General features: G+C 58.8%; 26 protein-coding genes. 13 read left to right on the top strand and 13 right to left on the bottom strand.

Features of this window, described 5'->3' with window-relative positions; genetic code table 11:
* Position 1: 1 nt before the first annotated feature.
* A complete protein-coding gene (locus M5G20_RS10795; protein WP_273919125.1) occupies positions 2–1366 on the top strand; it encodes an HlyD family type I secretion periplasmic adaptor subunit in 1365 nt (454 codons plus the stop codon).
* 139 nt (positions 1367–1505) lie between these two features.
* Here the strand turns inward: M5G20_RS10795 and M5G20_RS10790 are convergent, their stop codons facing one another.
* The gene (locus M5G20_RS10790; protein WP_273919124.1) at positions 1506–2102 is read right to left on the bottom strand and encodes a tRNA-uridine aminocarboxypropyltransferase; all 597 of its coding nucleotides are present in this window, start codon (positions 2100–2102) and stop codon (positions 1506–1508) included.
* A gap of 5 nt (positions 2103–2107) precedes the next feature.
* Positions 2108–3001 carry a LysR family transcriptional regulator gene (locus M5G20_RS10785; protein WP_273919123.1) on the bottom strand — a complete coding sequence of 298 codons (894 nt, stop codon included), beginning with the start codon at positions 2999–3001 and terminating at the stop codon, positions 2108–2110.
* Positions 3002–3349: 348 nt separating this feature from the next.
* Between M5G20_RS10785 and speB the strand changes: the two genes are divergently transcribed.
* The 5 genes from speB (at position 3350) to M5G20_RS10760 (ending at position 8169) form a co-directional block, all read left to right on the top strand.
* On the top strand, positions 3350–4300 hold the full coding sequence (gene speB, locus M5G20_RS10780; RefSeq protein ID WP_056853080.1) for an agmatinase: 951 nt from the start codon (positions 3350–3352) through the stop codon (positions 4298–4300).
* Positions 4301–4309: 9 nt separating this feature from the next.
* The gene (locus tag M5G20_RS10775) at positions 4310–4732 is read left to right on the top strand and encodes a YybH family protein (RefSeq protein ID WP_273919122.1); all 423 of its coding nucleotides are present in this window, start codon (positions 4310–4312) and stop codon (positions 4730–4732) included.
* A 54-nt stretch (positions 4733–4786) separates the two neighbouring features.
* A complete protein-coding gene (locus tag M5G20_RS10770) occupies positions 4787–6298 on the top strand; it encodes a purine-cytosine permease family protein (RefSeq protein ID WP_273919121.1) in 1512 nt (503 codons plus the stop codon).
* 42 nt (positions 6299–6340) lie between these two features.
* On the top strand, positions 6341–7720 hold the full coding sequence (locus M5G20_RS10765; protein ID WP_273919120.1) for a sodium:solute symporter: 1380 nt from the start codon (positions 6341–6343) through the stop codon (positions 7718–7720).
* Positions 7721–7917: 197 nt separating this feature from the next.
* A complete protein-coding gene (locus tag M5G20_RS10760) occupies positions 7918–8169 on the top strand; it encodes an acyl carrier protein (protein ID WP_273919119.1) in 252 nt (83 codons plus the stop codon).
* A gap of 138 nt (positions 8170–8307) precedes the next feature.
* On the opposite strand, the gene M5G20_RS10755 is transcribed toward M5G20_RS10760, so the two are convergent.
* The 5 genes from M5G20_RS10755 to M5G20_RS10735 all read right to left on the bottom strand — a co-directional run bounded on the left by M5G20_RS10755 (position 8308) and on the right by M5G20_RS10735 (position 13296).
* A complete protein-coding gene (locus M5G20_RS10755; RefSeq protein WP_007914492.1) occupies positions 8308–8436 on the bottom strand; it encodes a PA1414 family protein in 129 nt (42 codons plus the stop codon).
* Between the two features lie 139 nt (positions 8437–8575).
* Positions 8576–9469 carry a putrescine utilization regulator PtrR gene (gene ptrR, locus M5G20_RS10750; RefSeq protein WP_273919118.1) on the bottom strand — a complete coding sequence of 298 codons (894 nt, stop codon included), beginning with the start codon at positions 9467–9469 and terminating at the stop codon, positions 8576–8578.
* 92 nt (positions 9470–9561) lie between these two features.
* The gene (locus M5G20_RS10745; RefSeq protein ID WP_273919117.1) at positions 9562–10494 is read right to left on the bottom strand and encodes a DMT family transporter; all 933 of its coding nucleotides are present in this window, start codon (positions 10492–10494) and stop codon (positions 9562–9564) included.
* Positions 10495–10659: 165 nt separating this feature from the next.
* On the bottom strand, positions 10660–12105 hold the full coding sequence (locus M5G20_RS10740) for an NCS1 family nucleobase:cation symporter-1 (RefSeq protein ID WP_273919116.1): 1446 nt from the start codon (positions 12103–12105) through the stop codon (positions 10660–10662).
* Between the two features lie 354 nt (positions 12106–12459).
* Positions 12460–13296 carry a CvfB family protein gene (locus tag M5G20_RS10735; RefSeq protein WP_273919115.1) on the bottom strand — a complete coding sequence of 279 codons (837 nt, stop codon included), beginning with the start codon at positions 13294–13296 and terminating at the stop codon, positions 12460–12462.
* A 349-nt stretch (positions 13297–13645) separates the two neighbouring features.
* Between M5G20_RS10735 and M5G20_RS10730 the strand changes: the two genes are divergently transcribed.
* The 3 genes from M5G20_RS10730 to M5G20_RS10720 all read left to right on the top strand — a co-directional run bounded on the left by M5G20_RS10730 (position 13646) and on the right by M5G20_RS10720 (position 15700).
* On the top strand, positions 13646–13834 hold the full coding sequence (locus M5G20_RS10730; RefSeq protein WP_172668627.1) for a hypothetical protein: 189 nt from the start codon (positions 13646–13648) through the stop codon (positions 13832–13834).
* Positions 13835–14039: 205 nt separating this feature from the next.
* Positions 14040–14762: a TorF family putative porin gene (locus tag M5G20_RS10725; RefSeq protein ID WP_273919114.1), complete on the top strand. Its 723-nt coding sequence runs from the start codon at positions 14040–14042 to the stop codon at positions 14760–14762.
* A gap of 77 nt (positions 14763–14839) precedes the next feature.
* Positions 14840–15700 (top strand): DUF6279 family lipoprotein, encoded by an 861-nt coding sequence (locus M5G20_RS10720; protein WP_273919113.1) that lies wholly within the window; start codon positions 14840–14842, stop codon positions 15698–15700.
* Positions 15701–15791: 91 nt separating this feature from the next.
* On the opposite strand, the gene M5G20_RS10715 is transcribed toward M5G20_RS10720, so the two are convergent.
* Entirely contained in the window at positions 15792–16181 is a 390-nt protein-coding gene (locus M5G20_RS10715) for a transcriptional regulator (protein WP_273919112.1), read from the bottom strand.
* Positions 16182–16354: 173 nt separating this feature from the next.
* Between M5G20_RS10715 and M5G20_RS10710 the strand changes: the two genes are divergently transcribed.
* Together M5G20_RS10710 and M5G20_RS10705 are read left to right on the top strand one after the other, a co-directional pair.
* Complete coding sequence (locus M5G20_RS10710; RefSeq protein ID WP_273919111.1) at positions 16355–17089, top strand: DUF899 domain-containing protein; 735 nt, start codon at positions 16355–16357, stop codon at positions 17087–17089.
* Positions 17090–17164: 75 nt separating this feature from the next.
* A complete protein-coding gene (locus tag M5G20_RS10705) occupies positions 17165–17440 on the top strand; it encodes a hypothetical protein (RefSeq protein ID WP_273919110.1) in 276 nt (91 codons plus the stop codon).
* 67 nt (positions 17441–17507) lie between these two features.
* Here M5G20_RS10705 and M5G20_RS10700 read toward each other — a convergent pair whose 3' ends face one another.
* Positions 17508–18848 carry a DEAD/DEAH box helicase gene (locus tag M5G20_RS10700; protein WP_273919109.1) on the bottom strand — a complete coding sequence of 447 codons (1341 nt, stop codon included), beginning with the start codon at positions 18846–18848 and terminating at the stop codon, positions 17508–17510.
* A gap of 192 nt (positions 18849–19040) precedes the next feature.
* Between M5G20_RS10700 and M5G20_RS10695 the strand changes: the two genes are divergently transcribed.
* The gene (locus tag M5G20_RS10695) at positions 19041–20339 is read left to right on the top strand and encodes a mechanosensitive ion channel family protein (RefSeq protein WP_273919108.1); all 1299 of its coding nucleotides are present in this window, start codon (positions 19041–19043) and stop codon (positions 20337–20339) included.
* Positions 20340–20469: 130 nt separating this feature from the next.
* Here the strand turns inward: M5G20_RS10695 and M5G20_RS10690 are convergent, their stop codons facing one another.
* Positions 20470–21114, bottom strand: coding sequence for a hydrolase (locus M5G20_RS10690; RefSeq protein WP_150734964.1), 645 nt, complete (start codon positions 21112–21114; stop codon positions 20470–20472).
* 158 nt (positions 21115–21272) lie between these two features.
* Here M5G20_RS10690 and M5G20_RS10685 point away from each other — a divergent pair, with 158 nt between their 5' ends.
* Entirely contained in the window at positions 21273–22160 is an 888-nt protein-coding gene (locus M5G20_RS10685) for a LysR family transcriptional regulator (protein WP_273919107.1), read from the top strand.
* Positions 22161–22211: 51 nt separating this feature from the next.
* Here the strand turns inward: M5G20_RS10685 and M5G20_RS10680 are convergent, their stop codons facing one another.
* The 3 genes from M5G20_RS10680 to M5G20_RS10670 all read right to left on the bottom strand — a co-directional run bounded on the left by M5G20_RS10680 (position 22212) and on the right by M5G20_RS10670 (position 24385).
* The gene (locus tag M5G20_RS10680; protein ID WP_273919106.1) at positions 22212–23078 is read right to left on the bottom strand and encodes a carboxylate/amino acid/amine transporter; all 867 of its coding nucleotides are present in this window, start codon (positions 23076–23078) and stop codon (positions 22212–22214) included.
* Positions 23079–23321: 243 nt separating this feature from the next.
* Positions 23322–23921 (bottom strand): FMN-dependent NADH-azoreductase, encoded by a 600-nt coding sequence (locus M5G20_RS10675; RefSeq protein ID WP_075948805.1) that lies wholly within the window; start codon positions 23919–23921, stop codon positions 23322–23324.
* Between the two features lie 149 nt (positions 23922–24070).
* Positions 24071–24385, bottom strand: a complete 315-nt coding sequence (locus M5G20_RS10670) for a 3-phosphoglycerate kinase (protein ID WP_273919105.1) — start codon at positions 24383–24385, stop codon at positions 24071–24073.
* Between the last annotated feature and the right edge of the window lie 15 nt (positions 24386–24400).

Raw genomic sequence — 24400 nt, 5'->3', positions numbered from 1 at the left:
CATGTCTGCTTCATCGGATTCTTCCAAAGATCGCGGCTACTTCGACAGTTTCGGCAAAAGCGCCGAGGCTGAATTCATGCCGGAAACCGCCGGCGCCTCGTTGCAGGACTCGCCGCGCTGGTCGCGGGTGACCGTGTGGCTGGCGGCCGCGCTGCTGATCAGCGCGCTGGTGTGGGCCAAATTTGCGGTGTTGCAGGAAGTGACGATGGGCGAAGGCAAGGCGATACCGTCGAGCAAGGTCCAGGTGATCCAGAACCTGGAGGGCGGCATCGTCACTGAGATCTTCGTGCGCGAAGGGCAAATGGTGAACAAGGGCGACACCTTGCTGCGTCTCGATGACACGCGCTACCTGTCGAACAAGGGCGAAAGCGAAGTCGATCGTTATGCACTGACCGCGCAGGTCGAACGGCTGTCGGCGGAAGCGGAAGGCCGCCCCTTCAAGCTGTCGGACGAAGTGATCGCCAAGGCGCCGCAAGTGGCCGAGGACGAGCGCTCTTTGTACGAACAACGGCAACGCCGACTGGCCAGCGAGCAACGCACACTGTCAGAACAACTGAGGCAAAAAACCCAGGAACTGGCGGAATTCCGCTCGAAAGCCGGTCAGTACAGCTCGAGCCTGGCGCTGGTCAATCAGGAGATGAATATGTCCGAGCCCCTGGTCAAGACCGGCGCCGTGTCGCCGGTGGAGATCCTGCGACTCAAGCGCAGCGCCGTGGAAATCCGTGGCTCGCTGAACGCCACGACCCTGGCGATTCCCCGAGCGGAATCGGCGATTGCCGAGATCAGGAGCAAGATCGACGAATCGGAACAGTCCTTCCGCTCGGACGCGGCCAAGGAGCTCAACGAGAAGCGCACCGACCTGTCGAAAATCACTGCATCGAGCATCGCCATCGACGACCGCGTGACCCGCACCACCGTGACCTCGCCGGTCAAAGGCATCATCAAGGTATTGAAGGTCAACACCATCGGCGGCGTGGTCCAGCCCGGCAGCGACATGCTGGAAATCGTGCCGCTGGAAGACAACCTGCTGATCGAAGCCAAGGTCCGGCCACAGGACGTTGCGTTCCTGCATCCGGGCCAGAAAGCCATGGTCAAGTTCACCGCGTACGACTACACAATCTACGGTGGCTTGAGTGCGAAGCTGGAGTTGATCGGCGCCGACACCATCACCGATGACAAGGGCAACAGCTTCTACCTGATCCAGGTGCGCACCGATAAAAACCATCTGGGCGGGGACGTGAAACCGCTGCTGATCATTCCTGGGATGGTGGCGACGGTGGATATCATTACCGGGGAAAAGACCGTGCTGGATTACTTGCTGAAGCCGGTACTGAAAGCCAGGACCGAGGCGATGCGGGAAAGGTAGTCTTGCCCTGAGAGCTTCGGTGATTGAGCCGCCGCCTTCGCGAGCAGGCTCGCTCCCACAGTTGTTCGCGTTTCGTCTTAAGGAACCCAATCAACAGTGGGAGCGAGCCTGCTCGCGAAGAGGCCGGCGCATACAACGATCATCTGTCAGCATGATTACGCTGGAAAGTTTCCTCCCCCATCGCCGCAATCTGCCCCTCGATCAAAGCCTCGAACGGCTTCAGCAACGGCGCAAACGTTGCCGGTGCCTCGAGGGTTTCCAACGCCTGCGCAATTGCCTCTACTGTCGACAATGCTCCCGGTCCCGGTGCCTTGCGCAGTCGATAGCGGGACACGCCGCCCTCGGCCAGCGTCACCCGAGGCAGCGCCGCCAGCAGCGGATTGAGGTGCAGCATCTTGCGCGCCTTGCGCCAGGTGCCGTCCGGGACCACCAGCAACAGCGGCTCATCGGCGGCGGTATACGCCTGCATCGGTTGCGCGTCCTCGCCGGGAAACAACAGCCGCGCCCGATAACCTGGCTGATTCAGCAGCGCCGGCAAATCCTCAAACACCTCACCGACGATCAGCTCGGCCTTCTGCAACCCGAGCGCTGCCAGTCGTGCGGTGTTCAACGCATGATTGACTTCACTCGGATGCTGCAACAACAGCACCCGGGTGCGGCTGTCGAGGCTGGGAATCAGCGGGCACAGGCAATGGCTTTGCGGACGCAGGCAACGTGGGCATTGAATTCTGGACATCGTCTTTACGCCTGATTCAGTTGTGCTTTGAGCAGATCGCGGAAAGTCTGGATCAACGGCTCTCGACTGCGGCCCCGGCGCACGATCATCGAGAATGGCGCCTGATAGCCGAAGGTCGCCGGCAGCAACACGCGCAAATCGCCCTTGTCGGCCCAGGCCTGGGCGTAGTGCTCCGGCAGGTAGCCGATGTAGGCGCCGGACAGCACCAAAATCAGTTGCGCCTCCATACTTTCCACCGTGGCGGCGCTGTGCTTGAAGCCGTGGCGGGCCAGTTCGGCCTGGCTCCAGTAGCCGCGACCGACCATGCGCTGTTGGGTGATGACTTGCTCGGGGATGCGCCGCTCATTGAACAGCGGATGCCGCGAGCTGCAATACAGCCAGTGCTGCTCGCGATAAAGCGGCATGTACACCAGGCCGCTCATGCGCGTGGAGAACGCGCCAATGGCCAGGTCGAGGCGGTTGTCCTGCACGCCGAGCTGCAATTCATAAGGGCTCATGACCGAGAGGTGCAAGTGCACCGCCGGGTGTTCCTGGCTGTAGGCGCCGATGGCTTCAGCGAACGGCAAGGCCTTGTCGCTGACAGTGGAGTCGATCACCCCGAGGTTCAGCGTGCCGCGTAGTTCGCCCTTGAGCGCGGCGGCGTATTGTTCGAAACCTTCCAGCTCGCCCAGCAGGCGCAGGGTTTCCTGATGGAACAATTCGCCTTTGCTGGTCAGGCTGAAACCGCCCCGGCCGCGATGACAGAGCACCAGGCCCAGCGCCGATTCAAGCTGGCTCATGTAGGTGCTGATGGCCGACGTCGAGAGGTTGAGCTCTTGCTGGGCGTTGGCAAATCCCTGATGGCGCACCACGCTGACGAAGATGCGCAATAGTTTCAGGTCGGGTAAAGCGTTGGCCATGAGGGCTCCGAACACAGTGTCAGTTGAGTCTGCTTTGCTTGAGGGGCGGTTACTGCGCAACCGATCGCCAGCAAGCCGCCTCCTACAGATTTGCGTTGCTCCGGACCTGATCGCTGTACCTGCAGGGGCCGGCTTGCTGGCGAAAGGCCCGCCCACGCCACGCATCTCTCAAGCCGCGAAGTCTATCTCCGCGCTCGCCATTAGTTTAGAAAAATCTGAACTAAGTATTTGCCCGTAGCGATTCTTTCCGGCCACTACATTTCGCAGAATCGGCGCCACAAGGTTCGCCCGTCCCTTCCGTGAACGGCGTAACCCAATAAATAAAACAACGACGATGAGGCCCTACCCGTGGACAAGATTCTTCACCAACCACTGGGCGGCAACGAAATGCCGCGCTTCGGCGGCATCGCCACCATGCTGCGACTCCCCCATGTTCCTACTGCTGCCGGCCTCGACGCTGCCTTCGTTGGCGTGCCGCTGGACATCGGCACTTCGCTGCGCCCCGGCACCCGTTTCGGGCCGCGTGACATCCGCGCCGAATCGGTGATGATCCGCCCGTACAACATGGCCACCGGTGCCGCACCGTTCGACTCGCTGTCGGTTGCCGACATCGGCGACGTGGCGATCAACACGTTCAACCTGCTGGATGCCGTACGGATCATCGAAGAATCCTACGACAACATCCTCGAACACGACGTAATCCCGCTGACCCTGGGTGGCGACCACACCATCACCCTGCCGATCCTGCGTGCCATCCATAAAAAGCACGGCAAGGTCGGCCTGGTGCACATCGACGCCCACGCCGATGTGAACGATCACATGTTCGGCGAGAAAATCGCCCACGGCACCACTTTCCGCCGCGCCGTCGAAGAAGGCCTGATTGACCCGGACCGCGTTGTGCAAATCGGTCTGCGCGCCCAGGGCTACACCGCTGACGATTTCAACTGGAGCCGTAACCAGGGCTTCCGTGTGGTCCAGGCCGAAGAGTGCTGGCACAAATCCCTCGCGCCATTGATGGCCGAAGTTCGCGAGAAAGTCGGTGGCGGCCCGGTGTACCTGAGCTTCGACATCGACGGCATCGACCCGGCCTGGGCGCCAGGTACCGGCACCCCGGAAATCGGTGGTCTGACGACCATTCAGGCGATCGAGATCGTTCGCGGCTGCCAAGGCCTCGACCTGATCGGTTGCGATCTGGTAGAAGTCTCGCCCGCTTACGACACCACCGGTAACACCTCGCTGCTGGCCGCCAACCTGCTGTACGAAATGCTCTGCGTACTGCCGGGCGTGGTCCATCGCTGAGGATCGGTGATGAACGAACGTGATCAGGTTTTGAAAGCGGCTGCCGATCTGGTCTCCGCCTTCGCCCGTAACGATCGCGAAGCCTACTTCGGCGCGTTCAGCGTCGATGCCAGCTTCGTCTTCTACACCCTCGAACAACCGCTGCTGTCGCGCGATGCCTATCAGGCGTTGTGGGACAGCTGGCGTACCGAGGATGGCTTCGAAGTGCTGTCGTGCACGTCGAGCAACGCCTTCGTCAGCCTGCAGGGTGACGTGGCGATTTTCATCCATGACGTGGCCACCGAGTTGCGCATGCAAGGGGAGCAACACTTCAGCCAGGAGCGCGAGACGATTGTTTTCAAGAAACAAGCGTCTGGCCAAGAACAACAAGGCCTATGGCTGGCCTGCCACGAACATTTGTCCGCAATGCCGGAAGGGCTGCCACCCCCTTAGCCAAACAGGTGACGCTCACACACGATGAGCGCGCCTTTATGATCGGAGCAGATCATGAATAACAACAACAACGACAAAAGCCTTAGCAGCATCGAAACAAACGGGGTCGAACAGATTCCGGACAATGAGCGTACCGCCCGGCCCAGCGACCTGTTTCGCTTGATCTTCGGCGGCGCCAATACCTTTGCCACCGCTGTGCTCGGCAGCTTCCCGGTACTGTTCGGCCTGTCCTTTCAGGCCGGCGTCTGGGCGATCGTGCTGGGCGTGGTGCTTGGTGCATTGATCCTCGCGCCGATGGGCCTGTTCGGCCCGATCAACGGCACCAACAATGCCGTGTCTTCCGGCGCACACTTTGGCGTGCACGGGCGGATCGTCGGCTCTTTCCTGTCGTTATTGACCGCTATCGCGTTCTTCTCGCTCTCCGTCTGGAGTTCGGGCGACGCACTGGTGGGCGGCGCCAAACGCCTGATCGACCTGCCGGAAACCGACCTGACCCTGGGCCTGGCCTACGGTCTGTTCGCACTGTTGGTGCTGACGGTGTGCATTTACGGTTTCCGTTTCATGTTGTGGGTCAACCGCATCGCGGTGTGGGCGGCCAGCCTGCTGTTCCTGCTGGGCATCTTCGCTTTCGCCCCGGCGTTCGACAGTCAGTACGCCGGCACCGTGGCCATGGGTCAGGCAGGTTTCTGGGCGGCGTTCATCGGCGCAGCACTGGTCGCCATGAGCAACCCGATCTCCTTCGGTGCGTTCCTCGGCGACTGGTCGCGCTACATCCCGCGTGAAACGCCGAAGGGCCGGATCATGGTCTCGGTGATTGCCGCGCAACTGGCGACGCTGATCCCGTTCCTGTTCGGCCTCGCCACCGCGACCATCGTGGCGATCAAGGCACCGGATTACATTGCGGCCAACAACTATGTCGGCGGCTTGCTGGCAGTTTCGCCCACCTGGTTCTTCCTGCCGGTGTGCCTGATTGCGGTGATCGGTGGCATGTCCACCGGCACCACCTCGCTGTATGGCACCGGGCTGGACATGTCCAGCGTGTTTCCTCGGGTGCTGTCGCGGGTCAAGGCCACGCTGCTGATCGGTGTGATGTCGATTGCCTTCATTTTCATCGGTCGCTTTGCGGCGAACCTGGTGCAGAGCGTGTCGACTTTCGCCGTGTTGATCATCACCTGCACCACGCCATGGATGGTGATCATGATCATCGGCCTGCTGGTGCGTCGCGGCTTCTACTGCCCGGATGACCTGCAAGTGTTTACCCGTGGCGAGAAAGGTGGCCGCTACTGGTTCACCCACGGCTGGAACTGGCGCGGTTTGGGCGCCTGGATCCCGAGCGCGGCCATCGGCCTGTGCTTCGTCAACTTGCCGGGGCAGTTCGTCGGCCCGCTGGGCAACCTGGCCGATGGCATCGACATCAGCTTGCCGGTGACCCTGGGCCTGGCCTCGGTGATGTACCTGGTGTTGCTCAAGATGTTCCCGGAAGCGAACGCGGTGTTCGGCCCGAATGATTCACGCAACAAGAGCACGGACCCGCTCGTTGAACCGGCGATGCAGCAAGTCGCCTGATTTTTAGCCTCACATAAAAAAGACAATCGGAGACACGCCATCATGGCTTTGGATTTAATCGTCGTACTCATCTACGCCGCCGCAATGCTGATACTCGGCTACTGCGGCATGCGCAAGGCCAAGACCCATGAAGACTACCTGGTTGCGGGTCGAAACCTCGGCCCGACCCTGTACATGGGCACCATGGCTGCCACGGTCCTCGGCGGCGCGTCCACTGTGGGCACCGTGCGTCTGGGCTACGTACACGGCATCTCCGGTTTCTGGCTCTGTGCCGCGCTGGGTTGCGGGATCATCGCGCTGAACCTGTTCCTGGCCAAACCCTTGCTCAAACTGAAAGTGTTCACCGTCACCCAGGTGCTGGAAAAACGCTATAACCCAATGGCCCGTACCGCCAGTGCGACCATCATGCTGGCCTACGCCCTGATGATCGGCGTGGTCTCAATCCTGGCCATCGGCACCGTATTGCAAGTACTGTTCGATCTGCCTTTCTGGGTCTCCATACTGGTGGGTGGCGGGATCGTCGTCATCTATTCGACCATCGGCGGCATGTGGTCGCTGACCCTGACCGATATCGTGCAGTTCGGTATCCAGACCGTCGGCCTGATGTTCCTGCTGTTGCCGATCTGTCTATACCGCGTGGGGGGCTGGGACCAACTGGTCGCGCAACTGCCGGCCGCCAGCTTCAACTTCACCAGCATTGGCTGGGACACCATCATCACCTACTTCATGATCTACTTTTTCGGCATTTTGATCGGTCAGGACATCTGGCAACGGGTATTCACCGCCAAGAGCGAAAAAGTGGCGAAGTACGCCGGTACTTCAGCCGGTATCTACTGCATCATCTACGGTCTGGTTTGCGCACTGATCGGCATGGCTGCTCACGTGCTGATCCCGGACCTGGACAACGTCAACAACGCTTTCGCCGCTATCGTCAAAGTCTCGCTGCCAGACGGCATTCGGGGCCTGGTGATCGCTGCTGCACTGGCGGCCATGATGTCCACCGCCAGCGCCGGCTTGCTGGCAGCGTCCACGACCCTGACCGAAGACCTGCTGCCGAAACTGCGCGGCGGTAAAGAGTCGAACATCAGCACCAACCGCCTGTTCACCCTGCTGACCGGCCTCGTTGTGCTGGGCATCGCTCTGGTCGTCAATGACGTCATCAGCGCACTGACGCTGGCCTACAATCTGCTGGTAGGCGGCATGTTGATCCCGCTCATGGGTGCAATCTTCTGGAAGCGCGCCACCACGGCCGGAGCAATCACCGCCATGGCGATGGGCTTTGTTACCGCCCTGATCTTCATGTTCAAGGACGGCATGGACGCCAACTCGCCGATCTACTTCAGCCTCGGTGTCAGCCTGGTGAGCTTCGTGCTGGTCAGCCTGCTGTCCCGTCGCCCCGCGACACTGGCCAGCGCCGTTTGATCTGAACATAACGACTTGATGCTTTCTTCGACGGGTGTGGCGTCGGTTGCCACACCCGTTTTTTTTCGCCTGCAGAAAATGCCGTCCATCCATCTCATGAAAGACCAGTGGCGACGTCTGCCGGCTGAAGCCTGCTGTACTCAATAGCAGGAACCCGACAACAGGGACGACAAACCTTTCGCCCTCGAAGAACCCTCATGAACAAAGCCGCCGTACGTGCAGCCGTGCATCGATTCATCAGCCGCTCGCTCGAAGGTCGGGACGACTTCGACGACAACACCAGTCTGGTGCAATTGGGATTGGATAAAGCGGATATCGAGGACCTGATCTTCCATCTGGAAGACGAGTTCGGTTTGACGGCCTTCACTGCCGAAGAAGACCGGATGCTCAAGACCGCCAGGACGGCAAATGACTTGAGTCGGTTTTTGATGGAGATCGGGCGGCATTGACCTGCCACCCTGCGTGAGCCTTTCGACCGCCAGGCTCGCAGCCTGCGGCAGCACCTGCTGGTGCACCGACAATCGCAGCATCTGTGCAGCACCCGTAGGCGCTGCCGAAGGCTGCGATCTTCTCAGCCCTTGATGGACTTATCGACGGCGCTGCTGGCGACGGCGCTGTTCGTCATCTGTACGGATGGGCACAGGTTGCAGAGGCGGTTCGATCAAACCGAGTGCGACACCCAGGTCGTGCAGCCAGTTTTGGATTTTCTCTTTCATGATGCCCCCTTCAGGGTAGTGCCGAGCGGCCAAAATTCTGTAGCCCCTTCGCACTGATAATAGTCCGAAGTCCTGAGCAATGCTCGCCGAAAGTGGCAATGATCTGTTACTGAATAGATCACAATCGATCACCATTAAATCACGCTATCGCCCGGGCCTGGCTTTGCGCCGACGGATAGAGCGCTCGCTGTTCCTCGATCCACGCGTTCAGGTTGGCCCCGACCATGCCCTTGCGCCACATCAGCCAGGTGGTTGCGCTGGCAAAAGGCTCGGGTAATGGATGCACCGCCACACTTTCGCGGCCCGGCAGGCTGGCGAGCATCGACTCCGACATCAACGCCACGCCGGAGCCGGCAATCACACACGCGAGCATCCCCGGGTAAGACTCGATTTCCATCGCCCGGCCCATGACCGCGTGATCGTGGGAGAACCAGGATTCCAGTCGCATCCGATAGGAGCAGCCCTGACGAAAGGTGAACACCGAACGCCCTTCCACGTCCCGCGCACTGAGCACCGGCGGGTGGTCGGCCTCGCTGATGAGCACCAGCCGCTCCTCGCACAACAGCACGCCGTCGATCACGGCCAGCTCTGGCGGCCCGTCCACCAGCGCCGCATCGAGGCGGCCGGTGAGCAAACCTTCCAGCAGTTCACCGCTGGGTCCGGACTGCACTTGCAGGTTCACCGCCGGATACCGCCGGTGGTAGCGCGCCAACAACGCCGGCAGGTGAATGGCGGCGGTGCTGTACATGGTGCCGAGCACGAATTCGCCAGCCGGTTGCCCCCCCTGCACCGCCGCGTTGGCTTCATTGTGCAGGGCGAACAGTTTGGCGGTGTAGTCCAGCAGGACTTTTCCCGCAGGCGACAACTGCAACCGCTGACGCTCGCGCACGAACAACTCAACGCCAAGTTGCTCTTCGAGTTGCTTGAGCCGTGTCGACAGGTTGGATGGCACCCGGTGCAGGCGTTCAGCGGCCCGGGTGATGGAGCCTTCTTCCGCCACCGCCTGGAAGATCCGCAATTGGCTGAATTCCACACCTTTCTCCAAATAAGAACAAGTCACCCACTATTGTTCTTTGATAAAGAAAGTCAATCACTCCCGGCTTGACGGTCGTCGACCTGCCCTGTTCAGCTTTGCCCCAGTACTTTGCGCAACCGGCGGCGAACCCACTGCTCTGCGCTGACAAAGGTGATGCCCAGCAACACCAGCACCGCGCCGATCATAAAGTTCAGGCTCAGTTCTTCACCCAACAGCAACACGCCGAACGTGACACCGAACAGCGGCGTCATGAACGAAAACACCGCCAGGTTTGCCGCCAGATACCGGCGCAACAGCCAGAACCAGATCAGATAGCTGAAGAACGACACCACCACGCCTTGAAACAGCACGCTGGCCACCGCCACGGTGGTCAGGCTGACATGGCTGATCTGGCCGCTGAGCAGCGCGATCAATACCAGGCCGACGAAGCCGACAATCAACTGATAGAACAATGTCAGCGTCACCGGCGCCTCCGACAAACGCGAAGCGCGCACCACCACGGTCGTCGCGCCCCAAGCCGCCCCCGCCAGCACGCCCAGTGCATCGCCGAGCAGCATGCGGCGGTCAAGGTTGTCCCAGGAAACCCCACCGGCAAACGCGATGCCGATCCCGATGAACGCCAGGATAATCCCCAGCCATTGCAGCGGTCTCAATCGTTCACTGGGCAGCAACCAATGCACGCCCAGCGCGGTGAAAATCGGCGCGGTATAGAGAAACACTGACATGTGCGCCGCCGTGGTCAGTTGCAGGCCTTCGGAGATAAAGAAAAACTCCACGCCAAACAAGGCACCGGCCAACAGCCCGCCTCGCCACGTAGCGCCGACCTGATCCCAGCCGCCCTTCCAGCAGATCAACAATCCTACGAGCAATGCAGAAATGCCCGACCGTGCCGCCGCCTGCATGACCGGCGCGATGTCGGGCGCTGCCCACTTGATCATCACCTGCTGGACACCCCAGACCAGGCACAACCCCACCATCACTTGCAGGGCAAATCGATCGGCGCTGCGCCGGCTGGCGCTCACCTTGAAACCTCGTCAATACAGAACATGGCAGTGGCTCGACAGTAAAAGCAAAACCCCGGCCTGCTTGTTGACCAAGCGGTGTCGGGGCGAATTTTCATGCTGTCGATTATTAACCAGATGGCCAGAAATTGCCGCCTGTCACAGACCTTTATGTAGCGGGTTGCGTCATCCCGCCGTGGCCAGCGCAACGGGCTGCTGAGCTTGTTCACGTCTGGCCAGAATGAAAAACAGCACGCCACCGAGGAAACAACCGGTGAACCAGGCAAAATTGGCCATCGGTTGCAGAACCGGGGTGAAGGTAATCGCCACCCCCATCAGCGTGGCCGGAACCAGTGCCTTGACCGCCGTCCAGTTGACTCCGCCGCTGTAGTAATAGCGCCCACTCGGGCCGTCGTTGAACAGCGCATCGACGTCAATCTGTTGTTTTTTGATCAGGTAGTAATCCACCAACAGGATGCCGAACAACGGGCCGATGAACGCCGCCAGTACATCGAGGGTGTAGTGAATCACTTCCGGGTTGTTGAACAGGTTCCATGGCGTAATGAAGATCGACGCCACTGCCGCGATCATGCCGCCTGCGCGCCAGCTGATTTTGCTCGGGGCGACGTTGGCGAAATCGAAAGCCGGGGAAACGAAGTTGGCAACGATGTTGATGCCGATGGTCGCAGTGACAAAGGCAAATGCGCCGAGCAACACGGCCACACTGTTGTCGATGCGCGCCACGGTGGCGATCGGGTCGTGAAGCATCTCACCGAACACCGGCAAGGTCCCGGAAACTATCACCACGGTCACCAGGGAGAACGCGAGAAAATTTACCGGCAGGCCCCAGAAGTTGCCGCGACGCACGTCATTCATACTCCGGCAGTAACGACTGAAATCACCGAAGTTCAGGGTCGGACCTGAGAAGTACGACACCACCAAGGCCATGGCCACGATCACTTGTCCGAAGGCTTCCCAACCCGACAGGGATTTTTCCGCGAGGGTGAAACTGATGTTGCTCCACCCGGCCTGCCAGACAATCCACCCCGCCAGCATGAACATGACCCCGTACACCACCGGCCCGGCCCAGTCGATGAAGCGACGGATCGACTCCATCCCGGCCCAGAACACCAGCGCCTGAACAAACCAAAGGCTGAGGAATCCGAACCAGCCGAGGTAGGACAAACCGGCGAAGTGCGGTTCGGTGTAGGCAGCCATCGAAGGGAAGAAGCGCAACACCACGATAATCAGCGCACTGGACGCCAGGTACGTCTGAATGCCGTACCAGGCCACGGCAATCAACCCGCGAATAACCGCCGGAATATTCGCCCCGAACACGCCGAAAGCCAATCGACAGATCACCGGATAGGGCACTGCCGCTTGCTGGCTGGGTCGGGCCACCAGATTGGCGATCAACTGAACGATACAGATACCGCCGAGCAACGCGATCAACACCTGCCAACTGGCCAGCCCCAGCGCAAACAGGCTGGCCGCAAACACATAGCCGCCAACGCTGTGCACGTCGCTCATCCAGAACGCAAAGATGTTGTACCAATTCCATTTCTGCGGCAGCGGTCCCAAGTCCTGGTTGTACAAGCGCGGGCTGTAGCCGTTGGGCATTTGCTCGGTCATCGCGGAGCTCCTCGAAAGCGCCCCCGAGTCGATGTGACAAGCACACTGCGTACGGGAGTCGGCATGGTTTGTATACGAGCCGCTACGCAGAATGCGTGCCATATGCAGGAAAGGTGTGACGGATCGGGGCTTTCGGGTGGTTTAGCGAGGGTCAAACCGGGAGCATTGAGGGATATTTGTGCCCACCCACAGGGCATCCGCGCTTATAAACGGTGCACAGTTTTTGTATACATGGAGGATGAGTGACTGCTGCACAATCAATTGAGCAGGCTCGCTCCCACATTGTCCCGGCTGGTGCTGAGCAAATTCGTGGGAGCGGCGCCAGCACTCAGGTGTGCTGGCTGTACTGCAAAATCAGCTCAGTTCAATGCGATCGGGATGGATGACAATCTGGCCATTCTTGTACAACGCACCGATGGCTTTCTTGAAGTTACCTTTACTGACCCCGAACAGGCTGCTGATGACAGTCGGGTCGCTCTTGTCGCTGACTGGCAGAGTGCCGTTGTTTTCGCGCAACTTGGCGAGGATCTTCGAGTTCAGGCTGGTGGCCGCTTCCTGGCCGACCGGTTGCAGGCTCAGGCTGATCTTGCCGTCGGTGCGAACTTCCTTGATGAAGCCCTTCTCTTCTTTACCGGCGCGCATGAACTTGAATATTTCGTTCTTGTGGATCAGGCCCCAGTGCTTGTTGTTGATGATTGCCTTGAAGCCCATATCGGTGGCTTCGGCAACCAGCAGGTCAACTTCCTGACCCGGCGTGTAATTGGCCGGGGTCTTGTCCAGGTAGCGGTCCAGACGCGCCGTCGCGGTTATACGGCGGGTGTGTTTGTCGAGGTAGACATGCACCACGACGTATTCACCAGCCGTCATCTGGCGTTTCTCTTCCGAATACGGCAGCAACAGATCCTTCGGCAGGCCCCAATCCAGGAACACACCGATGCTGTTGACTTCCACAACTTTCAAACTGGCAAATTCACCGACTTGAACTTTCGGCTTTTCAGTAGTTGCGATGAGTTTGTCATCGCTGTCCAAATATACAAATACGTTGAGCCAGTCTTCATCTTCGCTTGGAATATCTTTTGGAATATAACGGTTCGGCAAAAGAATCTCGCCGTCCGCGCCACCGTCCAGATATAAACCGAAGTTAGTGTGTTTAACCACTTGCAAACTGTTGTAACGCCCGACTAAAGCCATGTCCAATACCCTCATTACGTGGCGGCATTCTACCCGTTTTTGCGGGCCACGTTCGGTGGCTGGTCTGGCGGCAGGATAAAAACCTGCGCAGGCCTTAATTTTTCCGGGTTTTGCGCTGACAACTGGCCGCTCGTCTGACCGAACCGACGACTTTCGCGCCTGCCCGCGCAGTGCATAAAGCGCTTTTTCAGAGACCTGTTTTTATTTAAAACAGCGACTTACGGGAAATATACTAACAATAACCGGCTATTTATTTTGCTCCTGCGCCGAATCCCGCACAGGATATTTGCCAAGCAAATTGCGGGTATTTCCTGTACGATGCCTGGCCAAGTTAATTTTCTACAGGTTAATGGCCGCCATGCGCGTAAAAGCATCCAACAGCAAAGCAAAGCCAGCTCCAGCCGTCGAAACCAGCGAATCGATCAACAGCCAGATCGCTGCATTCCTCAAATCCGGCGGTGAAATCCAGCAAATTGCCAAAGGCGTCAGCGGCCAGACGTTCGGCCCGTCCAAGCAGATCACGCTGGGCAAGAAGTAAAAACCACGCGTCACCTGGTCCCTGGGCGCTTTGAGCTTCGAAGCGCCTGGACTGGAACCCTGCTGCCCCTCCCCGTACACCTCCAATATCTCAAAATTCGACGAACGGCCCTCGATGGCTGTCATTCGTCGGTATGCTTGCACGCGTCTAGATCAAGCGTTCCAGCAGGCCAAACCGCCCGCACTCGCTGTTCATGGAGTGACGCATGCTCAAATCCTCCTGTTTATCATTACTGCTCGGCGGCCTATTGGCTTGCCCCTTCGCCCATGGACAAGTGTTCCAGCGCGAGCTGGGGGATTTCGACCTGAAGCTCGGCACCAGCCCCAGTCGCAGCATGGCCCAGGGCCTGGTCAAACCCTCCGCCGCCGGTTCATTCCATGCTGGCCTGGACCTGGCGCATGACAGCGGTTTCTACTTCGGCCAGTGGTCACCCAGCATGGGAATCACCCCGGGGAAAAATCTCGAAATCGATTCCTACGCAGGTTTTAAACAACCTTTCGATCAAACCTTGGGCTACGAGGTGGGGATCATTCACTACAGCTACCCCGAAGTGGATACCCTCGACAGCCAGGAACTGTTTGGTGGTTTGACCTTGCTGGGCAGTCGTTTCGGCATTGCCTTGAGCAACGACCCGGATAAACAGAACAGCACCCTGTTCGCCGACCTCAGCGGCAATCAGCCTTTCGGCATCGGAATCAGCATGAAGTACACCACCCACCAGTTGAATGCGCCGGTGGCGGTGGACGGTGGCTACGTAGGCAGTTTCACTGATTGGTCGGTGAAACTGTCCCGGCCTTTCATGGGCATCGACCTTAATCTGATCTACAGCGACTCCAGCCTCAGCGGCAGCTATTGTTCGGCCTATTCAGGGCACAACAGCCAATGTGACGGACTCGTCACCCTCAGCGCCGAACGCAGCTTCTATTGATTGGCTGAACTGCCGGCCTCATCTTGCGTTCACATGAGAATCAGATCCCGAAGCCAGGCTTTCGCAAGGATTCGCCCATGTCTCGCTGGTTGAAATACATCACTTTTGTGCTCTTGTTCAGCCTCACCCTCGGCGCGTGCAGCCGCATGGGCCTGGCCTATCGCAATCTCGACGTGATCATTCCCTGGACGCTCGGCGACTACCTAGACATGAACGGCGAGCAAAAAAGCTGGTTCAACGAACGTCTCAAGGAACACTTGAGCTGGCACTGCACCACGCAAATGCCCGGCTATCTCGATTGGCTCGACCGTTTGCAAAGCATGGTCGCCAGCCATCAGGTCACCGATGCCTCGCTGCAGGCCCGTGCAACCGAAGCCAGGCAGGCAATCGCCGAAACGGCGCGGGAAATCACTCCGTCAGCCGTGGAATTACTGCAAGGTCTGGATGACCAACAGGTCGCGGAAATGAACGAAGCGTTCGCCAAGGACCAGCGCAAGCGTGATCAGCAATACCTCAAACCATCTCTCGATCAGCAGATCAAGGAACGTGGCGACCGCATGGAAAAGCGCCTGAATGACTGGCTCGGCCCGCTTAGTCCGACCCAACGTCAGCGGGTAGCGGCCTGGTCAAAAGCCTTGGGCGACCAGAATACGCAATGGATCGCCAACCGCGTTCACTGGCAGAAGCAGTTCAGCGCAGCGGTGGCCCAACGCCAGAGTCCGGAATTCCCACAGCGAATCGAGACGCTTCTGGTCGATCGAGAGCGTTTATGGACACAGGAATATCGTCAGGCCTTTGCCAAAACCGAGGCCCAGGCGCGTTCACTGTTCGTTGACCTGATGGCAGAAAGCACACCGGAGCAACGTCAGCGTTTGCAGGCAAAGATTGAAGGGGTGAAGAAGGATTTCAGCAATCTGAAATGCCTGAAAGCGGCGTAGCGGGGATAAAGATCAAAAGATGTCAGCCTGCGGCAACACGTACAGGGGGCGAGTGACGCTGCAGTTGCTGGCGCAGGCTGCGATCTTTTGTTCAGGCGATCTGCGCCTTTGAAGCCACTTCGTCGAACGTCAGCTCATCCAGCGCATCTTCTTGCTCGTCCAGCACCTGCCGCGGATGGTCATTGCCTGGAATGCTGCTGTCGATCAGGCTCAATAAACTTGAGCCTCGGGGCGTCAGGATGTAATTGGAACCGGTGCCGCCCTGCTCTTGCGGCCGAGACTCGATGTAGCCCCGCTCCAGCAGTAACTTTTCGTACTCCCCCGCCACCGCTTTCAGATGGTCCAGGTTCTCCGTCTGCTCTCCTTCCGCCGCTTTTTCCGCCGCGTACTGCTCGGCATAGGGCCGTGGGGTAAAGCTGGCTTCACCGCGCTGCACTTCGTGCAACAGGCGTTCAATCAAATCCCAGTTGTAAGTCGTCATCCTGCAACCTCCGGTGCCCGAGAGTTGGGGCCTTCATAGGTTGTGACCGGTAAGCCCGACGGCCGTTCACACGATTTTTTCGCGGCGACCGACCGGCGGCATGTCGAATTCCCGGCCAGCCGAACGACTAGGCTGTGTAAGCCACCTCCAAGCCCCACGCAGGAGAAATCACCATGAACGTCCAGAATCATCCCGTCGTGTCCCGGGAAGAATGGCTCGCCGCTCGCAAACAGCACCTGGCCCACGAAAAAGCCTTCACGCGCGAACGAGACAAACTCAGCGCCGAACGCCGCGCGTTGCCTTGGGTGAAAATCGACAAGGACTACCACTTTCAGGGCCCCAATGGCGAACTGAAGCTCGTTGACCTGTTTGGCGACCACAGCCAGTTAGTCATTTACCACTTCATGTTTGCCGACGGCTGGGACGAAGGTTGCCCTGGCTGCTCATTCCTGTCCGACCACATCGACGGCGCCAACCTGCACCTGGCCCACCATGACGTGGCCGTGGTGGCGGTGTCCCACGCACCGTTCGCCGAATTTCAGGCGTTCAAGCGACGCATGGGCTGGAAGTTTGATTGGGTTTCGTCAGAAGGCTGCGACTTCAACTACGACTTTGGCGTCTCGGCCAGAGCCGAAGACGTCGCCGCCGGAAAGGCGACTTACAACTACGAAAAAACTGACGGCTCCGAGGAAGAACTCCCAGGCCTCAGCGTGTTTTATCGCAACGATGCTGGCGAAATTTTTCACACCTACTCAACCTATGCCCGAGGCCTGGACATGTTGGTAGGTGCCTACAACTACCTTGATTTGACGCCCAAGGGGCGCAACGAAGAGGAGATCATGGAGTGGGTGAAACATCACGACAAGTATGGCGACACTGCCCCGGCAAGTTGCTGCCACAGCGGCTGAAAATGCGCCTGAACTTTTTTCATCTTTCAGGCCTCAACCGGTTAACCCGCCTTAACCGGAACTGAGGCCTGACCTATGAAAACCCTGATCAAACTCACCCTCGCTGCCACCCTCGCTTGCGCCCTGCCCGCCTGGGCCTGTACACCCGAAGAGGCTACGGCCAAACGCGAACAATTGGCCAAGGAAGTCACCAAACTCACCGAACAGAATCCGGCCAAGGCAAAGGAGATCAACGATGAGTTGCAGAAGATGGATCTAGGGACCGCTTCCAAAGATCTGCCGGACAAGTGCCAGTTGATTGATCAGCGTCTGAAGGAGTTGGGATCGGCGCAGAAAAAAGCCGAGAGTTAAGACATGATCTTTTGATCTAAAAAAACCCGGAGAATGTCCGGGTTTTTCATGAGCGGGTTAAAACGACTTATTCAGCCGCCGGCGCTTCCGGCTTGCGACGCTTGAGCGGTGCCATGCCGTCCTTGCTCACCAGTGAATCGCTTTTCGGCCGATTGGCGCTCTTGCGCTTGGTCGGGGTCTTGGCGGCGGCTTTTTTCTTGTCGCCCTTGGCGTCGGTCTTTTTCTTCTTCACGCCGACGGCCTTGCCCGAAGCCTTGACCTTTTTCGGTCCGCCGTAGGTGCCTTTGACTTCCTTGATGGTGCGACGCTCGAAGCTCTGCTTGAGGTAGCGCTCGATGCTCGACATCAGGTTCCAGTCGCCGTGGCAGATCAGCGAGATGGCCAGGCCATCGTTGCCGGCGCGACCGGTACGACCGATGCGGTGTACGTATTCGTCGCCGCTGCGCGGCATGTCGAAGTTGATCACCAGGTCCAGCCCGTCCACGTCCAGACCGCGAGCGGCGACGTCGGTGGCCACGAGGATTTTCACCCCGCCCTGCTTCAGGCGATCGATCGCCAGTTTACGATCCTTCTGGTCTTTCTCGCCGTGCAGCACGAACGCTTTGTATTCTTGCGCCACCAGACGACCGTAGATGCGGTCGGCCATGGCCCGGGTGTTGGTGAACACGATGGCCTTCTGGTAGGTCTCGTTGGCCAACAGCCAGTTAACGATTTGTTCTTTGTGCTGGTTGTGGTCAGCGGTGATGATTTGCTGACGGGTGGTTTCGTTCAGCTGGCTGACCGCGTTGAGCTGCAAGTGCTCAGGGTTGTTCAGGACCTTGGCGATCATCTCGCGCAGGCCGGAACCTCCGGTGGTGGCGGAGAACAGCATGGTCTGCTGACGGTTGGTGCACTCGTCGACCAGACGCTGCACGTCGTCGGCGAAGCCCATGTCGAGCATACGGTCGGCTTCGTCGAGTACCAGCACCTCAACTTCTTTCAAGTCGAGGTTGCCAGCGTTCAGTTGCTCGATCATCCGGCCCGGCGTGCCGATCAGGATGTCCGGCACCTTGCGCAGCATGGCAGCCTGGACCTTGAAATCTTCACCGCCGGTGATCAGGCCGGACTTGATGAAGGTGAACTGCGAGAAGCGTTCAACTTCTTTCAGGGTTTGCTGGGCCAGTTCACGGGTCGGCAGCAGGATCAGGGTCTTGATGCTGACGCGGATCTTGGCCGGGCCGATCAGGCGATTGAGGATCGGCAAAACGAATGCAGCGGTCTTGCCGCTACCGGTTTGCGCTGTCACCCGCAGGTCACGCCCTTGGAGCGCCAGCGGAATGGCCGCTGCTTGCACAGGCGTTGGCTCGACAAATTTAAGCTCGGCCACGGCTTTGAGCAGGCGTTCGTGCAAGGCGAATTCGGAAAACACGGGTGCTACCTCGAAGAAATGCAAAAAAACAGCTGCATAGGGTACCGGTTTCGAGCGCTCAGGCCGAGTTTCTTTATGCAATCGACCGTAAACAGTGGCTTTTTTGTTGCCTGATTTGTCCCCGAACGTAGTACAAAGCGTCTTAAATGCTCTAATCGCCTTTCGCGTCTAACAGAAGAATCGTTTTTGACCATGGATATCAAACAGCTCTGGATCAACCTCCTGGACCTTTGGGGCGCCCTCGATCAACACCCGCTGGTGCATTCCAGCCTGTCGCTGCTGTTATTGCTGGCGATTGCCCTGTTCCTCGGACGGGTGGCGCGCTACCTGATTCTGCACGCGGCCAAGATGCTCAGTCGCCAACCAGCCTTGCACTGGATCAACGATTTTCTCCAGAACAAGGTGTTCCATCGCCTGGCGCAGATAACGCCTTCACTGGTGATTCAGTTCGGTCTCAACCTGGTGCCGGACCTGAGTAAAAACACCCAGAATTTTCTCGGCAATGTAGCACTGGCCTTCACCTTCCTGTTCCTGCTGCTGTCCGTCACCGCCCTGCTCAATGCGCTGCTGGACATCTATGCCCGTACCGAACATGCCCGCACGCGCTCGATCAAGGGCTATGTGCAACTGACGAAAATGGTTTTGTACGTGTTTGGCGCGATCATCATCGTCGCCACGCTGATCGACCGCTCGCCGCTGTTGCTGCTGTCGGGTCTGGGCGCCATGTCGGCAGTGATTCTGTTGGTCTACAAGGACACCCTGCTGTCGTTCGTCGCCAGTGTGCAATTGACCAGCAACGACATGCTGCGGGTCGGCGACTGGATCGAAATGCCCCAGGTCGGCGCCGATGGCGATGTGGTGGACATCACGTTGCATACGGTCAAGGTGCAAAATTTTGATAAGACCATCGTCTCGATCCCGACCTGGCGCCTGATGTCCGAGTCGTTCAAGAACTGGCGCGGCATGCAGGCCGCCGGTGGCCGCCGGATCAAGCGCAGTCTGTTCATCGACGCCAGCGGCGTGCGTTTTTTACGCGATGAAGAAGAACAGAAACTGACGCAGGTTCATCTGCTGACCGACTACATGTCCCGCAAACAAGCCGAACTCAAGGCATGGAACGAAGCCCAGGGTAACGTCGCCGCCATGTCGGCCAACCGTCGGCGCATGACCAACATCGGCACGTTCCGCGCCTATGCACTGGCTTACCTGAAAAGCCACGCGGAGATCCAGCCGAACATGACCTGCATGGTCCGGCAGATGCAAACCTCCGCGCAGGGCATTCCATTGGAGATCTATTGCTTCACCCGCACCACGGCGTGGGCCGATTACGAGCGGATTCAGGGGGATATTTTCGATTACTTGCTGGCGGTGTTGCCGGAGTTTGGCTTGAGCTTGTACCAGCAGCCGAGTGGTACCGATTTGCGTGCGGGGCTATTGCCGGCGGTGCTTGGTGCGAGCCACATCCCAGAACCCGAAAAACGTCTGATGTAACCGCCAAAAAATTGCGGGAGCGAGCTTGCTCGCGATGAGGGAGTGTCAGGCAACAAATTGTCGTCTGATGGTCGGCTATCGCGAGCAAGCTCGCTCCCACAGGGATTTTCATCGTTTCTGATATTGCGGGTTACTTCACCTGCCGCTGCGGCGCCTTGTGCACCATGGTGTAGGCGTAATCCACGCCCATGCCATACGCGCCGCTGTGCTCCAGCACCAGTTCCATCACCGCCTCGTAAGTGTCCTTGTGCGCCCAGTCACGCTGGTATTCGAGCAACACTTGCTGCCAGGTCACCGGCACCGCGCCGGCCTGAATCATTCGCTGCACCGACATGTCGTGCGCTTCCTTGGTGGTGCCGCCGGAGGCGTCGGTGACGATGTACACCTCATAGCCTTCAGCCAAAGCTTCCAGTGCCGGGAACGTCAGGCAGACCTCGGTCCACAGCGCGGCAATAATCAGCTTCTTGCGGCCGGTGGCCTTCACCGCGTCGACCAATGCCTTGTCTTCCCAGGAGTTCATCGAAGTGCGCTCGATCGGCTGTTGATCCGGGTGCACAGCCAGCAACTCGGGCCAGATGTAACCGCTGAAGCTTTCGGTTTCGACCGAGGTGTAGATCGTCGGCACATTAAAGATCTTCGCCGCCTTGGCCAGGCCCACGGTGTTGTTCTTCAGCGTCTGGCGGTCGATGGACTGAACGCCGAACGCCATTTGCGGCTGGTGGTCGATCAGGATCAGGGCGGAGTTGGTTGGGTTGAGCAGTTCACGAATAGACATGGCGCGTTCCTTTTGATGTCGATACTTCGAATGGGTGTGGGCCGAGTCGACCTTGCCTTCAGCGGCGTTGTTGTCGGCCTGGATGTCACTTTAGGGGCTAGGCATAAAAGGGACAATTACCTAAAATCGAGAATCATTGATTCTAAAAAAGGGACAATATGGACCGCATCGAATGCATGCGCGCCTTCGTCGTCACGGTGGGCGAGAACGGTTTCGCCGCAGCCGCCCGGGCCATGGATGTGCCGCGCTCGAAAGTCAGTAAACAGATTCAGGCACTGGAAGAAGCCATCGGTGTGCAATTGCTGCAGCGCACCACCCGCAGCCTGCACCTGACCGAGGCCGGGGCCGAGTATTTCGACGCAGCACGTGAAGTGTTGGCGGCACTCGACGAAGCCGAGCAACGCGCCCGTGACGGCATCGGCGAGTTACGCGGTGTGTTGCGGGTCAATGCGCCGATGTCGTTTGGTCTTCGGCGGTTGGGGCCGTTGATTCCACTGTTTCATGAACAGCACCCGAATATTGAGCTGCAACTGGTGCTCAGCGACCAGCAGGTCGATCCCGTGCGGGGCGGGTTCGACGTGACCATCCGCATCGCCAGCATGCCCGACTCGACGATGATCGCCCGGCAACTGGCGCCCGCACCGCGCATCATGGTGGCGTCCCCGGCTTATCTCGAGCGCGCGGGCACGCCGCGCACTCCGCAAGAGCTGCGCGCCCATCAATGTCTGAACTACGGGTATCTGCAGAGCGGTGTCAGCCTGCAACTGTGCAATGGCAAGGAAACCCAGCGGGTGAACGTCACCGGTCCCCTGCACGCCAACAACGGCGACCTGCTCGCCCAGGCCGCCGAAGCCGGTATGGGCATCGCCTTGCTGCCCGACTTCATCGTTGAGGATGCGCTGGCAGCCGGGCGACTGGTCCCGGTGCTGTGCGAATGGCAGGCTCCGGCGATCACCATCAATGCGGTGTATTCGTCGGCGCGGCGGGTGCCGCAAAAGACCCGGGCATTTATTGAATTTCTACTGGAACAACTGGCGCCAAAGTGATTTTTTGAAATCACCCAATTTCCTGCAGGAGCGAGCTCGCTCCTGCAGGGTTTAGTAGACGGCCAATGGCTTGCGGATACCCAATCGGCTGATCCACACCGCCATCAGAATCACGCTGCCACCGAGCAGCAACCTTCCCAGCTCCTCATGCTGATTCCAGATCAGCAGGTTGATCAGTAACCCCACCGGCACATGCAGGTTGTTCATCACCGCCAGCGTCCCGCCATTGACCAGGCAAGCACCTTTGTTCCACCAGTACAGCCCCAATGCGGTCGAAACAAGGCCGAGGAACAACAGCACGCCCCATTGCAGCGGTGCCTCTGGCCAGAAGTTCTGTTTGCCGAACAGCAGAAATGCTGGCAATGCCACGGCCAGGGCCCCGAGGTAGAAGTAACCGAAGCGTCGGTAATGCGGCAAATCACTGGGGTGTCGCGCGACCAGATGCTTATAGAGCACCTGCCCGGCGGCATAGGTGAAGTTGGCCAATTGCAGCAGCAGGAAACCCATGAAGAAATCCGGATTGATCCGGTCGTAGCGAATCACCGCCGCGCCTGCCACCGCCACCAGTGCGGCGACCAACGCCCACGGATTGAAGCGACGGTTCAGCGCATCTTCGATCAGGGTCACGTGCAACGGCGTGAGGATGGTGAATAGCAGCACTTCCGGTACCGTCAACACGCGAAAGCTCAGGTACAGGCAGACGTAGGTCACCCCGAACTGCAGCGCGCCGATCAGCAACATGCCGCGCATGAACGCCGGCTCGACCGAGCGCCAGCGCGTCAGCGGAATGAACACCAGCCCCGCCAGCACCACGCGTACCAGCACCGCGAAGTAACTGTCGACATGTCCGGCCAGGTATTCGCCGATCAAACTGAAGGAAAACGCCTGGATCAGCGTGACAAAAAGTAGATAGCCCATGCTCGCCTCGTTTTGAATGGCGGCGACGATAACGGGTTTTGCCGGTGATCGCGAGACACACGGATCGCTGCAGGAGTGCACCCACCAAATCGCAGGCAAAAAAAAGCCCGATCTCGCTAAAGCGTTCAATCGGGCTACTGCACTCAGGAGCAATAAGTGCAAAGGGAGGTTCGATGCGCGTACAGGCTTGAAGGGGTGCGCCAGGTCACTAGACCATCCAGCGATTATCTGGCGATTAACGGGTCAGGCCACTTGCGAAAGTCTGGCATTGGCCTGGTTCAGGCCTTTCTCCTGGAAGTCGCCCCCCAGGTTCATGCCTTCGGCGTGAATGAACGTCACGTCGTGAATCCCGATGAAACCCATGACCTGACGCAGGTACGGTTCCTGGTGATCCGCCGTGCTGCCGGCATAGATCCCGCCGCGGGCTGTCAGGACGTAGGCGCGCTTGCCGCTGAGCAGTCCTTGGGGGCCGGTTTCGGTGTATTTGAAGGTCACACCGGCACGCAGCACATGGTCGAGCCACGCTTTGAGGGTGCTTGGAATGGCAAAGTTGTACATCGGTGCAGCCATGACCAGCACATCGGCGGCGAGCAGTTCATCAGTCAGCTGGTTGGAGCGCTCCAGCGAAACCTGTTCGATGTCACTGCGTTGTTCGGCAGGTTTCATCCAGCCACCCAGCAGGTTGATGTCCAGATGCGGCACCGGGTTGACGGCCAGGTCACGAACGGTGATCTGGTCGTTCGGGTGAGCGGCTTTCCATTGGCTGATGAAGGTCTGGGTCAGTTGACGGGAAACCGAGTCTTGCTGACGGGCACTGCTTTCAATGATCAGAACGCGGGACATGGGATGTAGGCTCCATCTGAGAATGCTGTAAGTCGATGGACTGAAGGTTAAACAGAGTCATATCGATGAAAAAGCGCAAATAATTGCTATAACCCATCAATAAATTCGTTTATAAGCGGAGCATGCCCGTCAGGTTTGCTCCGTTTGTTTTATTTCGGGGTGCAAATCAACTGGATACGCAGCTTGATGATGTTGCGGTTGAACTTGGCGGTGGCGCTTTTGTGTTTGCCGGCCGGTACATCGATCTTGCGGGTTCGTGGTGCTTCCGGGCCATTGCTGAACACCGCCTTGCAGCTCGCATCGACGTCGCCATAGTTGGCCACCCGAATGGAGCCGATATCGCTATCGGTGTCGAAGGTTTCGTAATCGATCTTCAGGCCGTTGAGGTCTTTTTTCACATCGATCGGGTACGCCATCGCCGTCAGTGGCAGCAGCGCCAGCAGCACACAACACATTTTTTTCATTCAGCAGTCTCCAAT

This window comes from Pseudomonas sp. TNT2022 ID1044, from assembly GCF_028656895.1.
Taxonomy (GTDB): Bacteria; Pseudomonadota; Gammaproteobacteria; order Pseudomonadales; family Pseudomonadaceae; genus Aquipseudomonas; species Aquipseudomonas reinekei.
This window is presented reverse-complemented; position numbering and strand designations above follow the sequence as displayed.

Bases quoted from the DNA above. Each gene is read 5' to 3' on its own strand.
- M5G20_RS10795 (WP_273919125.1), top strand. From the start codon at position 2: ATGTCTGCTTCATCGGATTCTTCCAAAGATCGCGGCTACTTCGACAGT.
- M5G20_RS10790 (WP_273919124.1), bottom strand. From the start codon at position 2,102: ATGTCCAGAATTCAATGCCCACGTTGCCTGCGTCCGCAAAGCCATTGC.
- M5G20_RS10785 (WP_273919123.1), bottom strand. From the start codon at position 3,001: ATGGCCAACGCTTTACCCGACCTGAAACTATTGCGCATCTTCGTCAGC.
- M5G20_RS10775 (WP_273919122.1), top strand. From the start codon at position 4,310: ATGAACGAACGTGATCAGGTTTTGAAAGCGGCTGCCGATCTGGTCTCC.
- M5G20_RS10770 (WP_273919121.1), top strand. From the start codon at position 4,787: ATGAATAACAACAACAACGACAAAAGCCTTAGCAGCATCGAAACAAAC.
- M5G20_RS10765 (WP_273919120.1), top strand. From the start codon at position 6,341: ATGGCTTTGGATTTAATCGTCGTACTCATCTACGCCGCCGCAATGCTG.
- M5G20_RS10760 (WP_273919119.1), top strand. From the start codon at position 7,918: ATGAACAAAGCCGCCGTACGTGCAGCCGTGCATCGATTCATCAGCCGC.
- M5G20_RS10755 (WP_007914492.1), bottom strand. From the start codon at position 8,436: ATGAAAGAGAAAATCCAAAACTGGCTGCACGACCTGGGTGTCGCACTC.
- M5G20_RS10740 (WP_273919116.1), bottom strand. From the start codon at position 12,105: ATGACCGAGCAAATGCCCAACGGCTACAGCCCGCGCTTGTACAACCAG.
- M5G20_RS10735 (WP_273919115.1), bottom strand. From the start codon at position 13,296: ATGGCTTTAGTCGGGCGTTACAACAGTTTGCAAGTGGTTAAACACACT.
- M5G20_RS10730 (WP_172668627.1), top strand. From the start codon at position 13,646: ATGGCCGCCATGCGCGTAAAAGCATCCAACAGCAAAGCAAAGCCAGCT.
- M5G20_RS10725 (WP_273919114.1), top strand. From the start codon at position 14,040: ATGCTCAAATCCTCCTGTTTATCATTACTGCTCGGCGGCCTATTGGCT.
- M5G20_RS10720 (WP_273919113.1), top strand. From the start codon at position 14,840: ATGTCTCGCTGGTTGAAATACATCACTTTTGTGCTCTTGTTCAGCCTC.
- M5G20_RS10715 (WP_273919112.1), bottom strand. From the start codon at position 16,181: ATGACGACTTACAACTGGGATTTGATTGAACGCCTGTTGCACGAAGTG.
- M5G20_RS10710 (WP_273919111.1), top strand. From the start codon at position 16,355: ATGAACGTCCAGAATCATCCCGTCGTGTCCCGGGAAGAATGGCTCGCC.
- M5G20_RS10705 (WP_273919110.1), top strand. From the start codon at position 17,165: ATGAAAACCCTGATCAAACTCACCCTCGCTGCCACCCTCGCTTGCGCC.
- M5G20_RS10695 (WP_273919108.1), top strand. From the start codon at position 19,041: ATGGATATCAAACAGCTCTGGATCAACCTCCTGGACCTTTGGGGCGCC.
- M5G20_RS10690 (WP_150734964.1), bottom strand. From the start codon at position 21,114: ATGTCTATTCGTGAACTGCTCAACCCAACCAACTCCGCCCTGATCCTG.
- M5G20_RS10685 (WP_273919107.1), top strand. From the start codon at position 21,273: ATGGACCGCATCGAATGCATGCGCGCCTTCGTCGTCACGGTGGGCGAG.
- M5G20_RS10680 (WP_273919106.1), bottom strand. From the start codon at position 23,078: ATGGGCTATCTACTTTTTGTCACGCTGATCCAGGCGTTTTCCTTCAGT.
- M5G20_RS10675 (WP_075948805.1), bottom strand. From the start codon at position 23,921: ATGTCCCGCGTTCTGATCATTGAAAGCAGTGCCCGTCAGCAAGACTCG.
- M5G20_RS10670 (WP_273919105.1), bottom strand. From the start codon at position 24,385: ATGAAAAAAATGTGTTGTGTGCTGCTGGCGCTGCTGCCACTGACGGCG.